Below are 12,631 nucleotides of genomic sequence, written 5' to 3'. Positions count from 1 at the left end.
TCAAAGTGGTGTGATGCCCTCAAGCGGCGGCAGCGGGTTGGGCGTGGTCACAAGGGCCGGGCGGCGCTTTTCATAAAAGGCATTACCGCCTGCCGTCACAACGTAATGCATGTTGTTGTAATTGGCATTGTACCACGCGGCGTGGAAGAACTTAGCACGCGTGACCTTGGGATGACGCTCGCCTTGCAGCACTGCAAGCGCCGTGGCGCGCGCCAGCGGGGCAGAGCGGTCGTTCATGGGTTTGCTCATGACGCCCGGTGCGAATTGGTTCGCCTGCCCAACCACGCCGCAGATCGTGTTGGGGAAGGCGTCGGAATGCACGCGGTTCATCACCACCGTGCCCACGGCAATCATCCCATCGCGGCTGGAGCGGTTAGATTCGAAATACATCGCGCGTGCCATACACTCAACATCACGCGCAGGCACCGAAACCGGCTCAGGCGATTTGCCACAGGCAGCAAGCAGGCCAAGGCCCACGATTAGGGCGGTGGTCGTGGATTTCCGAGATTGCGCGCGCATGGATGACCTTCCGAAAGCAGTGGGCTGTTTGGCTGGCAATTTTTCAGCAAACGCTTGGTGAGGCAAGTCCTGTACCTTCGACCCGGCGATTTCCCCCCTTACAGAGCAGAATGGGGCGCTTGGGCTGGCCCATTTGCTGTGATGGGCGGGCGGCGCCGGCAACGTGATAAATTGTAGTCAGATTTCGACATGCCATTGTGGAATTTACGGCGCGCCTCGGAAACCTTCCAGCCTCTGGGAACTTTGGCATGGTCTGCCGGGTTCGTCCTGTAACAAGGTCGCGCGACGCATATTTCGCGGCGCAGGTCGAATTAAGCGAAAGGGAGCGGATCATGAGTCCACCAGACACAAATCTGAACAAGCAGGAAAGCCGTCATAAATGGCCGCTAATCGGTATGGCGATTGTCGTGATCTTTGGCATCGGGATCATTGTGTTTTGGACTGGCGAAGAAGTCGCGACCGCGCCGGGCACCGAAGAAGAAGTGATTGTCGATGACGGCACGGCAATCGAGGGCGACAGTACCACAACCGTGCCCGTCGCACCTGATTGACAGTACCTGATTGATAGCACCTCGGCCTGATTAAAAGTTAGACCCGGAAGCCAGAAGCTTCCGGGTTTTTTGCTGTTTGACCTTTGCCGTGCGGGTGGGCCATCTTGCATCAGCATTCAGGGCATCGGGGCAGACATATGTGGTTTCTCGTAGGGGACATCGGCGGCACGAACCTGCGGCTGGCAGCGGTCGATGCGGCAGGCGCAGTCATAAGCCGAAGCGAGCATGCCACTGACGGTCGGACAGCGCTGCCTGAGGTCTGCGCCGACTTCTGTGCAAAGATGAGCAGCGCGCCTGAGGGGGTCGCAGTTGCGGTGGCCGGTGTCGTTGTCGATGGCCGGGTCCGTATGACCAATGCCAATCGCACAATCTCGCGCGGTGATCTGGCGAAGGCTTGTAAGATCGCGCCGGCCAAAGTGATGCTGCTTAACGATTTTGAAGCGGCGGCATGGTCACTGGCCACATTGGACCCGGAGAAAGTCACCTATCTACAAGGCGGTCCAGCCTCGCAGCCGGGCCCGCGGGTGATCATCGGGCCGGGAACGGGCTTGGGCGTCGGGGCTTTGGTATGGCAAGGCGCGCGGCCAGTGGCAGTGCCGGGCGAGGGGGGGCATGTGCGGCTCACCCCGCATAGCGCCGAGGAAGTGGCCTATTTCGAGGCGCTGATCGCGCTTTGGCCTGAGGTGCAGATGGGCGACACTATGGCGGTCGAGGCCGAAGCGATCCTTTCAGGCACCGGTATGCCCTATTGGTATCGCGCTATTTCTCAGGCGCGCGGCGAAGCGGCGACGTTGGGCGGGGCAGCGGCAATTTTCGCGGCGGCCAAGACCGGAGAGGATGCCAACGCGTGCCGCGCAGTGGGATTGATGGCGCGCTATCTGGCGGGTGTTGCGGGGGATCTGGGTTTGGTTATAGGCGCGCGGGGCGGGGTCTTTTTGACGGGCGGCGTGGCACAGCAGAATGCATGGATATTTGACGCGGCCTTTCTCGCGGCGTTCAACGCAGGCGGGCGGCACAGCAGATGGCGCGAAGCGCTGCCACTTGGCCTGTGCCATGACCCGGATTTTGGTCTGCTGGGCGCGCGCAACTGTCTCTTTGCGGATCGCGATCACCCTCTGCCGGATTGACAGCAGGCCGCACACCGCCAAGATTGCCGCAGCCGTCGGAGTGTGCTTGCCCTATGTCCAACCTCAATAGCCCGAAACGCCAGTTCTTGGCAGAGCTGTTTCACACTGCCGTTGCCGCGGCTGACCCGCGTTTGATCTTGAAGGACATACTCCCGCTGCCGCCCAAGGGGCGCACAGTGGTGATCGGCGCGGGCAAGGGGGCGGCGCAATTGGCGCAAGCGTTCGAAGCGCTTTGGCCGCATCCCTATGAAGGCGTGGTGGTAACGCGCTATGGCTACGGCGCCTCGTGTCAGCGCATTCAGGTTTTGGAGGCCGCCCATCCGGTGCCCGATCAGGCCGGGGTAGAGGCTGCGCGTGCTCTGCAAGGTGCTTTGCAGGGCTTGGGGCCAGAGGATCAGGTGATCGCGCTGATCTGCGGCGGTGGGTCTTCGCTGTTGCCCGCGCCGCCCGAGGGATTGACGCTGGAGGATTTGCAGGCGTTGAACAGCGCGCTCTTGGCCTCAGGGGCACCGATCTCAGTCATGAATGACATTCGCAAACAGTTTAGCACCGTGAACGGCGGGCGGCTGGCGGAATTGGCCTATCCGGCGCAGGTGGTGAGCCTTATCGTGTCGGATGTGCCGGGAGATGATCCGGGCGCTGTTGCCTCTGGTCCCACCGTGCCGGGACGGCGCAGCGCGGGGGATGTGTTGGAGGAGGTGGCCGCGCGGGGGTTGGAGTTGCCACAGCACTGCATGACGTTTCTGAAGGACGCGGCGCAGCGGCCATCGTTGGACGCGCCAAGCAACACGCGCACAGATGTCATCGCCTCTGCCGGTCAGTCGCTCGCCGCCGCCGCCGAAGCCGCACGTGCGCGGGGGGTGAACGCTTGGGTTTTGTCTGACGCGATCGAAGGCGAGGCGCGGGATGTGGCGTTGGTTCATGCGGCTTTGGCCCGACAGGCCGCCCAAAGCGGTTTCCCGCATCGCGCGCCTTTGGTCCTGCTTTCGGGCGGAGAGGCGACAGTCACCCTGCGCCACAAGGGCCGCGGCGGGCGCAACAGTGAGTTCGCCCTTTCCTTGGCGCTTGGCTTAGAGGGGCAGGCGGAGATTGCCGCCTTGGCTGCAGATACAGATGGTATCGATGGGTCAGAGGAAAATGCCGGGGCCTTTGTCGACGGCGGCACGACGCGCGCAATGCGTGCGGCAGGCGTGGATCCGCGCGGCGCGCTACAGCGCAACGATGCTTACGGCGCGTTTGCGGCGATTGACGCGCTGTTTCACACCGGCCCCACGGGGACCAATGTGAATGATTTTCGCGCGATCCTGATCGGCGATCTGCCGGAGAGCTAAGTCAGTCGGGTTGATTGAACAGGATTACATTGCGCCGCGCGGCACCGGTTTTGGTATCGGCAATCGCCTCGTTGATCTGATCCAATCGCCAGCGCCCTGAGATGAGGCTGTCGAGTTGCAAGCGGCCCTGTAGGTAGAGGTCGACCATCCACGGAATATCGCGCTGGATCACCACATCACCCATTTTCGAGCCGACCATCCCTTGGCCCATTGCGGCTAGGATCACCGGCTCATAGCTGGCACGCGCCCCGCTGTGGGGCATGCCGACCATGATCACCCGTCCCCCAGCGGCGAGATAGCGCGTGGCAGTCTCATAAGCGGGGATCGCGCCGACGGTGACGATCACGGCATCCGCCCCGCGTCCCATGGCCTTGACCGCCGCGCGCCACGGTTTGGCATCGGTGGCCAGCACGGTGTCGGTGGCACCAAATTCTCGCGCGATGGCAAGCTTTTCTTCGGTCATGTCGACCGCCACGATCCGCCGCGCCCCGGCGATACGCGCGCCTTGGATCGCGTTTAACCCAACGCCGCCCGCGCCAATCACCACCACGTCTTGGCCAGCGCGCAGCTCCGCCGCGTTGACCACCGCGCCGACCCCGGTGATGACACCGCAGGCGATCAGGCAAGCGGCCTCTTTGGGGATGTCATGCGAGATTTTAACGACCTGTGAGCGGTCCACGACGACCTTCTCGGCAAAGCCGCCGGTCGCCATGGCCTGATGCAAAGGCCCGCCATCGGCGGTTTGCAACGGACCTTCGGGATCCTGTGGGGTTTCGCAGATAGTTGGCTGGCCCGAGGCGCAGCTGGGGCAGCTGCCGCAGGCGCGGATTAAGGTCACCACCACGCTATCGCCTTCGGCCAGCCCTTGTACGTTTGGCCCCACGGCGCTGACGCGGCCTGCGGCCTCATGGCCATAGACGGCGGGCAAGCTGCCACCCCAAGCGCCATCCGCAAAAGAAATGTCCGAATGGCAGATCGCCACGGCGTCGAGGGTGACTTCGACTTCGCTCGACACCGGCGCGCGGAGCAATACGTCTTCGACGCTCAGCGGGCTGTCAAAGGCGTGGCAGACGGCGGCTTTTATGGTTTGCAATGGCCTGTCCCTTTATCTCAATTTGGCTCAGCGTGGCCCGGATGGACGCGCGGTGCAAGACTGGGAATGGCTTAGGACGCGCGTGAATCGGCCTGTGACGTAGGGGTAGGGCGGCTGGCAAAGATCACCAGCCCGCCGAGGGTCAGAACGAGCGCGAGTAAGAAGGGCGCGCCTGGCAGATAGAGCGGCGCCTCAGACGCGGTGAAATAGGCAAAGACCGCTGTCATCGTCAGGGGGGAGAGGATCATTGCAAGCGCGGTTGAGGAACTGAGCGCGCCGTGAAGCTCGCCCTGCGCATCTGCGCTGACGCGGGCCGACATGATGCCTTGGAGTGCGGGAGGGATGACGCCCGCTAGGGCTGCAAGTGGGGTCATGATCAGCGCCCAAGTGCCCGAGGTCAGCAGGGTCAGCGCCGCAAAGGCCGCAAGAGCAAAGACATGACCCAAGATGACCGTCCTGCGCGCGCCAAGGCGGCGGGTCACCGGGCCGATCAGCGCGCCTTGGACCAGCGCCATCTGCACCCCGAACAGACCCAGCGACAGGCCGATCATCGTCGGTGACCAGCCAAACCGCTCCACTCCGAAATAGGCCCAGACCGCCGGGTAGGCGGCAAAACCCACATGATAGATGAAATAGACAAACAGCATCCGGCCAATGCCCGGCAGGCGACCAAGGGCGCGCAATGCGCCCAGCGGGTTGGCGCGCCGCCAGTCGAACGCGCGACGTTGCGTTTGGGGTAGGGTCTCACGCAGCACTGCCCAGCCAAGCGCAGCATTGCCCGCCGCCAGCACCGCCGCCGCCCAAAAGGGTGCGCGGGTGCCATATTCGCCCAAGATACCGCCCATCAACGGCCCCAGAACAAAGCCTGCACCAAAGGCCGCACCGATCAGCCCAAACCGTGCGGCGCGGTCCTGTGTGGAAGAAATATCGGCCATATACGCCGAGGCGGTGGCATGGGTCGCCGCCGTAACACCGCCCACCAGCCGCCCGATCAACAGCAGCCAGATGCTGCCCGCCAGCGCCATGACGCCATAGTCCAAAGTCATTACCACCAGCGCCAGCAGCAACACCGGGCGGCGGCCAAAGCGGTCGGAAAGCCCGCCCAAAACAGGGCCGAATAGGAACTGCATCGCGGCAAAGCCCGTCGCCAGCACACCACCCCAGAGTGCTGCATCGCTCAGCCCGCCGCCCCGCACTTCGCGGATCAGGTCAGGCATCACCGGCAGGATCAGACCAACGCCCATGGCATCGATCATCACGGTCAGAAGAATAAAGATCAGCGGCAGCGGCATCCGGTTAGATGTGGTCCGCGCGGGTGGCAAAGGCAAGGGCATCGGCGGGGGCTTGGCGTAGGTGCGGCACCAGCGCTGTGTCGATGGTGTACTGCGAGGTCGCGCCCCAAGGGACGTATTGCGCGGGTTTGGGGGCCTGCAACTCGGCGCGAAACCGGTCGATCAGGGCAGGCACGCTGACGCCGTTATGGCTCGTGGCCTTGGCCCGCGCTTTGGGCTCGATGCGGTTCTCAAGACTAGCGCGGTGGATGGCGGGGGCGCTGAGTTCGGGGATCACGCCTTGGACCTTGGCCAGCGCCCCTGTGACCAGCAGGATGGCACGCATTGCGGCACTGTCTGTGAGCCGCCGCCCAGCCGCGCCGCAGTCAAAGGAGCGGGCGCAAGGGGAGCTGTCGAAAACGCTGGCGGCCACTTTTAGCCCCGCGCCTTGGAGATATGCCCGACACTGACGAGGAATTCGTTCAGCGTCTCGGCGTATTCTTGGGGCTGCTCGACGCAAGGCAGGTGTCCTGCGCGGCGGATCAGTTTAAACTTCGATGCCGGGATCAGGTCCATCATCTCGCGCACCAGATCGGGCGGGGTGGAGCCGTCCTCGGTCCCGGCGATGCCAAGCGCGGGCAGGCGCAGGCCAGAGGTCGGGGTCATGAAGTCACTGTGTGAGATCGCCGCCGAACAGCCCGCATAGCCCGCGTCCGGCTGACGGACCAGCATATTACGCCACAGCGCCAGTTCCGGCGTGGCGCGGAATTGGGCAGAGAACCAGCGCTCCATCACCGCATCGGCAAGGCTCTCGATACCGCCCTGTTCCACCGCCGCGATCCGCTCGGCCCAGATGTCGCGGTTGCCGATCTTGGTGGCGGTGTTGCTGAGCACCAGCGCGCGGATCATGTCGAGGCGTTTGACCGCCAGTCCCTGCGCGATCATGCCGCCAATCGATAGGCCGACGAAGACGCAGTCGCGGACGTTCAGATGGTCGAGCAAACGCTCGGTATCGGTGATCAGCGACCCCATAGAATAGGGCGCAGGCGGGCAGGACGACAGACCGTGGCCGCGTTTGTCAAAGCGGATGATGCGCAGGCCGGGGGCGAGCAGCGACAGGATCGGATCCCACAGGCGCATGTCGGTGCCGAGCGAATTGGCAAAGACCACGGGCGCGCCATCATCGGGGCCGTCGACGCGGTAGTGGAGTTGCACCTCGCCTGTGTCGAATATTTGCATGGGTGGTCTCCTGCGAGTGGCGGTGGTGGCTAGCATATCGCGCGAACGCGGAAGGTCAAAGATACGGGCAATCTAGAAATGCCCCGCCCGGTGGTACACTGGGCAGCGCCATGCCAAAGGCATGCCTCCGGCATGACCCGCCCCCATGGGGCGGCGCTTTCAGCACCACCCCGCGGGTCGGCGCTACCCTTGTCTTTACCCCAACGTCTGCAGCGCGCGGGCGAACATGTCCGAATCCACGTTGCCGCCGGAAATGGTCACGATCACATCATCACCTTCGATCTCATCGCCGCGAAACAACGCCGCAGCCAGCGCCACCGCGCCACCCGGTTCAGCCACCAGTTTCAACCGGTTGAAGGCATGGCCCATCGCTTGCAAAGCCTCGTCGTCGCTCACCACCAGACCGGGACCGGCGAGCCGCTGCATGATCGGAAAGGTCAGATCCCCCGGCTGGGGCGTCACAATGGCATCGCAGATTGACCCGAGGGGGCGGTCGTTACCCACGATCTGCCCCTGCAGCAGCGACCGGGTCGCATCGTCGAAGCCTTCAGGCTCTGCCGGGCGCGCACGAAGAGAGGGGGCCTCGGCCTCCAGCGCCAGCGCGATGCCGGAGGTCAGGCCGCCACCGCCGCAGCAAACGATCACATCGGCAGACTTAATCCCGGCCTCGGCTGCCTGCTGGGCGATCTCCAGCCCCGTGGTGCCTTGGCCCGCGATAACCTGCGGCTCGTCATAGGGTTTGATCAGCGTGAGGCCGCGTTCTTCGGCCAATTTCGCGCCGATCTCTTCGCGGCTTTCCCCCGCACGGTCATAGAGCACAACCTCGGCCCCATAGGCGCGGGTGTTGGCGATTTTCAGGCGCGGGCTGTCTTTTGGCATGATGATTACGGCGGGTGCGCCATGCATTTTGGACGCAAGTGCGACGCCCTGTGCGTGGTTGCCGCTGGAATAGGCGATGACACCCTTGGCGCGCGCCTCTGGGTTCAGTGCCGAAAGTGCTGACCACGCGCCGCGAAACTTGAAGCTGCCAGTATGTTGTAGACATTCCGGTTTGACCCAAACCCGACGGCCCGCGATCTCGTCCAGAAAATGCGAGTTCAGCAGGGGCGTGCGGCGCACATGGCCTTCCGCACGGGCGGCAGAGGCGCGGATCATGTCGATGTTCATTGCAGTTGTCCTATCCATTCGTGCAGCGCGGCCAGCGCTTCGGGTTCGTCGAGAAATGGCACATGGCCACGGCCCGGCACTTCGGCCACGATCATATCGGGTCGTTTCTCTTGCATTTGCAGAAGCGTCTTGTGGCTAAGTAAGGTGGAACTGGCCCCCCGGATCGCAGCCAGCGGCATGCCTTGGAGCGCCTCGAAAAACGGCCATAGGTCAGGCGTGGGCTGGCCCGCCGTGGCAACAGCATCGCGCAGGTGAGGGTCATAGGTGATTTTCAGCCCGTCCTCGGTGGCCGTGTAGTGGCGATGCACCTCTTCCATCCAACGGCTTTCCGGCACATCGTGAAATTCAGGAAAGGCGCGCGCCATGGCGGCGGCGGCCTCTTCATAGGTCTTGGCGGCGGGGTTGCGGCCCAGATAGCCCATGATGAACTCGATGCCCTTGGCGTCAAGCTCGGGGCCCACGTCATTCAGCGCTACGCCCAGCAGGTGATCATGCGCCACCATCGCCAGCCCCATAGCGTTTAGCCCGCCGCGCGAGGTGCCGATGACGGCGACCCGTTCCAATCCCAGATGCGCCAGCAGTTCCAGCACGTCGCGGCATTCCACCGGCAGGCTATAGTTCTTCCAGTTCTTGTCGAAGTCCGACCGGCCACGGCCTCGGTAATCCATGCGGATCAGGCGATGGCCCGGCAAATGCGGGGCCAGATAATCGAAATCCGCGCCGGTGCGGGTAAGGCCCGCGAGGCAAAGGATTGGCAGCCCGTCGCCCTCATCCGTGTAATGCAGCGACAGCCCGTCGGAGGTGGTAAAACGCGCCATCAGAGGCCGGCCAATGCAGGGATACCGCTGAGTTCACGTAACTGATGCGCCGGTGTCCAAGGCAGCCGGTCCACCGGATCGCCGCCCCGGTTCACCCATGCGGTGGTGAAGCCATAGCCCGTAGCCGCTGCTGCATCCCAGCCGTTGGAGGAGACGAACAGCACCTCTTCCTTGGCGCAGCCGTAGTGCTGCCCCACAAGATCATAGACCGACGCATGCGGTTTGAAGACGCCCACGCTTTCGACCGACAGCGACACGTCAAGCAGGTCACTGATTCCCGCCGATTGCACCGCGCCGTCCAACATCGCAGGCGAGCCATTCGACAGAATCGCAGTATTCATGCCGCCGTCTTTCAGGACGCGCAGCATGGCGGGGACTTCGGCAAAGGCCTGAAGCTCCCAGTAAAGGGCCAGCAGGCGCTCGCGCAGGGCTGGGTCACCCGCGACGCCCATTTTCTCAAGCGACCAATCCAACCCGTCTTGGGTCACCTGCCAGAAATCGTCATGCGCCCCGGTTACGGCGCGCAGCCATGAATATTGCAACTGCTTGAGGCGCCAGTGTTCCGCCAGCTGCGGCCAAGTGTCGGCGATGGCGGCAAAGGCAGGCTCTTTGGCTGCCTCCCGGGCGGCGGCGGCCACGTCGAACAGGGTTCCATAGGCGTCGAAAACACAGGTGGTAATGGGCATCTGGCTGGCTCTCCCTCATATGTCGCGGCAGAGTGGCATGCGGGCGAAGCGGCGAAAAGGGGCGAATTCCCCCATCGGCCGGGACTGGGGGTTTACTCTCGGGGCCACAATCTTCATGCTGTCGCGGAATTTGGAGCACCCGTGCAGATACGCGGCCTCCTTCCCTTTTCCCCTGACAAATTGGAGACAACAATGGCTGAGGTCAAATCCGGCGACACAGTACAGATTCACTATACCGGCACCCTGCAGGACGGCACCACTTTTGACAGCTCTGAGGGGCGCGACCCGCTTGAGTTCGTCGTAGGGTCGGGCCAGATCATTCCCGGTCTCGACAGCGCGCTGCCCGGCATGGCTGAGGGCGACAAGAAGGTCGTTCAAGTGCCCAGCGAAGAAGCCTACGGCCCGGTGAACCCTGAGATGCGCCAGTCGGTGCCGCGCGAAGGTATCCCAGCGGATATCCCGCTTGATCCCGGCACGCAGCTGCAGATGCAGACACCCGAAGGTCAGGCGCTGCCCGTGACCGTAGTGGAAGTGGACGAAACCACCGTTACACTCGACGCGAACCACCCGCTTGCGGGCAAAGACCTGCAGTTCGACATCGAATTGGTCAAGATCGCTTAAGCGGCCTGACAATGGCTACCGGGGGGCAATCCCCCCCGGTGACCCGACAAGGCGCGGCTTGCGTCTTTTCCCCTCGCACCATGCCGCGCAGGCGCTTATGCAGGGGCCATGGATACGCAAGATACATTTGAGATTTTCCTTGTCTGCCCGCCCGGGCTTGAGGATTTGCTCTGCGCCGAGGCGCAGGAAAAAGGCTTTGCCGACGCACAGGCGCAGCCCGGTGGCGTGACCGTTCAGGGCGGTTGGCCCGAGGTCTGGCGCGCCAATCTGGAACTGCGCGGCGCGGGCCGGGTTCTGGCGCGGATCGGCGGCTTTATGGCCTTCCATCTGGCACAGTTGGATAAACGTTGTCGCAAGTTTCCCTTTGGCGATGTGCTGCGGTCAGACGTGCCGGTGAAGGTGCAGGTGACGACGAAGGCGTCGAAGATCTACCACGCCGGGGCCGCGCAGCAGCGGGTCGAGACGGCATTGCGCGAGAGCCACGGGATCACTGTCAGTGCTGATGCTGCGATGGTGCTGAAGGTGCGCATTGACGACAACCAAGTGCAGTTCAGCATCGATACCTCCGGGGAGGCGCTGCACAAGCGCGGCCATAAGGAGGCGGTGGGCAAGGCGCCAATGCGCGAGAATATGGCGGCGCTGATGCTGCGGTCCTGTGGGTATACGCCGGGTGAGCCGGTGGTTGATCCGATGTGCGGCTCGGGGACGTTCCTGATCGAAGCAGCAGAGATCGCGGCGGGGGTGAAGCCGGGGCGCTCTCGGCGTTTTGCTTTTGAGGACTTGGCGAGTTTTGATGCCGGGGCTTGGGAAGAGAAGCGCAGCGGCGGGGATGTTTCGGTGCCTTCCGCGCGGTTCTACGGCTCGGACCGGGACGCGGGCGCAATCCGCATGAGCACGGCCAATGCCGAGCGCGCGGGTGTGGGGGAGTGGTGCCATTTCGCCTGCCATGGGGCAGGGGAGGTGCAGCCGCCAGAGGGTCCGCCGGGGCTGGTGATCGTGAACCCGCCTTATGGGGGGCGGATCGGGAATAAGAAGCTGCTCTATCCGCTTTATGGGACTTTGGGTGAGACGCTGAAGTCGCGGTTCCGAGGGTGGCGCGTGGGGCTGGTGACGTCAGAGCCGCCCTTGGCGCGGGCGACCGGGCTGCCTTGGAAACCGCAGGGGCCTGCGATTGCCCATGGTGGGATGAAGATATGGCTCTGGCAGACGGATGCGCTGCGGTAGAGACCGAGGGCCAGCGCCTGCCCGTGGGGTGGCGATTACAGCGTTCATCCGTCCCACTTTATGGTGAGGCTTTAGCGCACCCCCGAAAAGGCGCGCCCAGCCTCACCAAATCGCCTCCCCGTGGGGACGGGCAGGCGATGGCCCGGCGCCTGCGGCTTAATTCCGGGCTGAGGTAGTTAAACCCTTACAGGTTCTCCGCCTGCGGCATCCCCAGCACATGGAAACCCCCGTCGACGCGGACAATCTCACCCGTCGTGCAAGCGCCTGCATCAGACGCCAGATAAACCGCCGTCCCACCAACAGCCTCCAACGTGGCATTCGACCGCAACGGTGCGTTCTGATCCGTGTGCTTATAGGTCTTGCGCGCACCACCAATCGCGGCCCCCGCCAGCGTCTTCATCGGCCCCGGCGAGATCGCGTTCACACGGATCCCCTCCGGCCCCAAATCATTCGCCAGATAGCGCGTCGCACTCTCCAGCGCCGCCTTGGCCACACCCATCACGTTGTAGTTCGGCGTGACCCGGTTCGAGCCCATGTAGGTCAGCGTCAACAGCGTGCCGCCGTTCTCAACCATCAGCGGATGCGCGCGGCGCGCAACGTCGATGAAGGAATAGGCCGAGATATCCATCGAGTTTTTGAAGTTCGCCCGGCTGGTGTTCAAAAACCGCCCCGTCAACTCGGACTTGTCCGAGAAAGCAATGGCATGCACGACGAAGTCAATCGTCGGCCAACGCGCGCCCAATTCCTCAAACGCCCGGTCAAGCGACGCATCGTCGGTCACATCGACGTCGACCATGAAGTCGGACCCGACACTCTGCGCCAGCGGCTCAAGACGCTTGCCAAAGGCCTCGCCCTGATAGGTGAAGGCCAGTTCGGCCCCTGCCTCGGCCATCGCTTTGGCGATGCCCCAAGCGATGGAGCGTTCATTGGCCACACCCATGATGAGGCCGCGTTTTCCTGCAAGCAATCCTGACATAACGCGCC

At 63.5% G+C, this 12,631-nt stretch carries 14 protein-coding genes; 5 read left to right on the top strand and 9 right to left on the bottom strand.

Annotated features, from left to right (window positions below):
* Positions 1 to 519, bottom strand: coding sequence for a cell wall hydrolase (locus DSM14862_RS11640; protein WP_007117444.1), 519 nt, complete (start codon positions 517 to 519; stop codon positions 1 to 3).
* Between the two features lie 332 nt (positions 520 to 851).
* Here DSM14862_RS11640 and DSM14862_RS11635 point away from each other — a divergent pair, with 332 nt between their 5' ends.
* The 3 genes from DSM14862_RS11635 to DSM14862_RS11625 all read left to right on the top strand — a co-directional run bounded on the left by DSM14862_RS11635 (position 852) and on the right by DSM14862_RS11625 (position 3,528).
* Positions 852 to 1,070 carry a hypothetical protein gene (locus tag DSM14862_RS11635; protein ID WP_007117443.1) on the top strand — a complete coding sequence of 73 codons (219 nt, stop codon included), beginning with the start codon at positions 852 to 854 and terminating at the stop codon, positions 1,068 to 1,070.
* Positions 1,071 to 1,207: 137 nt separating this feature from the next.
* Positions 1,208 to 2,197, top strand: a complete 990-nt coding sequence (locus DSM14862_RS11630) for a glucokinase (protein WP_007121268.1) — start codon at positions 1,208 to 1,210, stop codon at positions 2,195 to 2,197.
* A 53-nt stretch (positions 2,198 to 2,250) separates the two neighbouring features.
* The gene (locus DSM14862_RS11625) at positions 2,251 to 3,528 is read left to right on the top strand and encodes a glycerate kinase type-2 family protein (protein WP_007121267.1); all 1,278 of its coding nucleotides are present in this window, start codon (positions 2,251 to 2,253) and stop codon (positions 3,526 to 3,528) included.
* Between the two features lies 1 nt (position 3,529).
* On the opposite strand, the gene DSM14862_RS11620 is transcribed toward DSM14862_RS11625, so the two are convergent.
* The 7 genes from DSM14862_RS11620 to DSM14862_RS11590 all read right to left on the bottom strand — a co-directional run bounded on the left by DSM14862_RS11620 (position 3,530) and on the right by DSM14862_RS11590 (position 9,802).
* The gene (locus tag DSM14862_RS11620; RefSeq protein WP_007121266.1) at positions 3,530 to 4,621 is read right to left on the bottom strand and encodes a Zn-dependent alcohol dehydrogenase; all 1,092 of its coding nucleotides are present in this window, start codon (positions 4,619 to 4,621) and stop codon (positions 3,530 to 3,532) included.
* A 71-nt stretch (positions 4,622 to 4,692) separates the two neighbouring features.
* Positions 4,693 to 5,913, bottom strand: a complete 1,221-nt coding sequence (locus tag DSM14862_RS11615; protein WP_007121265.1) for a TCR/Tet family MFS transporter — start codon at positions 5,911 to 5,913, stop codon at positions 4,693 to 4,695.
* A gap of 4 nt (positions 5,914 to 5,917) precedes the next feature.
* Positions 5,918 to 6,325 (bottom strand): lyase family protein, encoded by a 408-nt coding sequence (locus DSM14862_RS11610; RefSeq protein ID WP_040702010.1) that lies wholly within the window; start codon positions 6,323 to 6,325, stop codon positions 5,918 to 5,920.
* 2 nt (positions 6,326 to 6,327) lie between these two features.
* Positions 6,328 to 7,131, bottom strand: coding sequence for a 3-oxoadipate enol-lactonase (gene pcaD / locus DSM14862_RS11605; protein ID WP_007121263.1), 804 nt, complete (start codon positions 7,129 to 7,131; stop codon positions 6,328 to 6,330).
* A 195-nt stretch (positions 7,132 to 7,326) separates the two neighbouring features.
* Positions 7,327 to 8,298 (bottom strand): threonine ammonia-lyase, encoded by a 972-nt coding sequence (locus DSM14862_RS11600; protein WP_243254251.1) that lies wholly within the window; start codon positions 8,296 to 8,298, stop codon positions 7,327 to 7,329.
* Positions 8,295 to 9,116: an alpha/beta fold hydrolase gene (locus tag DSM14862_RS11595; protein WP_007120822.1), complete on the bottom strand. Its 822-nt coding sequence runs from the start codon at positions 9,114 to 9,116 to the stop codon at positions 8,295 to 8,297. The genes DSM14862_RS11600 and DSM14862_RS11595 overlap by 4 nt, the downstream gene beginning before the upstream one ends.
* Complete coding sequence (locus DSM14862_RS11590) at positions 9,116 to 9,802, bottom strand: haloacid dehalogenase type II (protein WP_007120821.1); 687 nt, start codon at positions 9,800 to 9,802, stop codon at positions 9,116 to 9,118. The genes DSM14862_RS11595 and DSM14862_RS11590 overlap by 1 nt, the downstream gene beginning before the upstream one ends.
* 192 nt (positions 9,803 to 9,994) lie before the next feature.
* Between DSM14862_RS11590 and DSM14862_RS11585 the strand changes: the two genes are divergently transcribed.
* Positions 9,995 to 10,423, top strand: a complete 429-nt coding sequence (locus tag DSM14862_RS11585; RefSeq protein ID WP_007120820.1) for an FKBP-type peptidyl-prolyl cis-trans isomerase — start codon at positions 9,995 to 9,997, stop codon at positions 10,421 to 10,423.
* 108 nt (positions 10,424 to 10,531) lie between these two features.
* Positions 10,532 to 11,647, top strand: coding sequence for a THUMP domain-containing class I SAM-dependent RNA methyltransferase (locus DSM14862_RS11580; protein ID WP_007120819.1), 1,116 nt, complete (start codon positions 10,532 to 10,534; stop codon positions 11,645 to 11,647).
* A 184-nt stretch (positions 11,648 to 11,831) separates the two neighbouring features.
* On the opposite strand, the gene DSM14862_RS11575 is transcribed toward DSM14862_RS11580, so the two are convergent.
* Positions 11,832 to 12,623 carry an enoyl-ACP reductase FabI gene (locus DSM14862_RS11575; protein WP_007120818.1) on the bottom strand — a complete coding sequence of 264 codons (792 nt, stop codon included), beginning with the start codon at positions 12,621 to 12,623 and terminating at the stop codon, positions 11,832 to 11,834.
* Positions 12,624 to 12,631: the final 8 nt, after the last annotated feature.

Source organism: Sulfitobacter indolifex (assembly GCF_022788655.1).
Lineage (GTDB): Bacteria > Pseudomonadota > Alphaproteobacteria > Rhodobacterales > Rhodobacteraceae > Sulfitobacter > Sulfitobacter indolifex.
The sequence above is the reverse complement of the archived record's forward strand: the minus strand, read 5'-3'. Positions and strand labels throughout refer to the sequence as shown.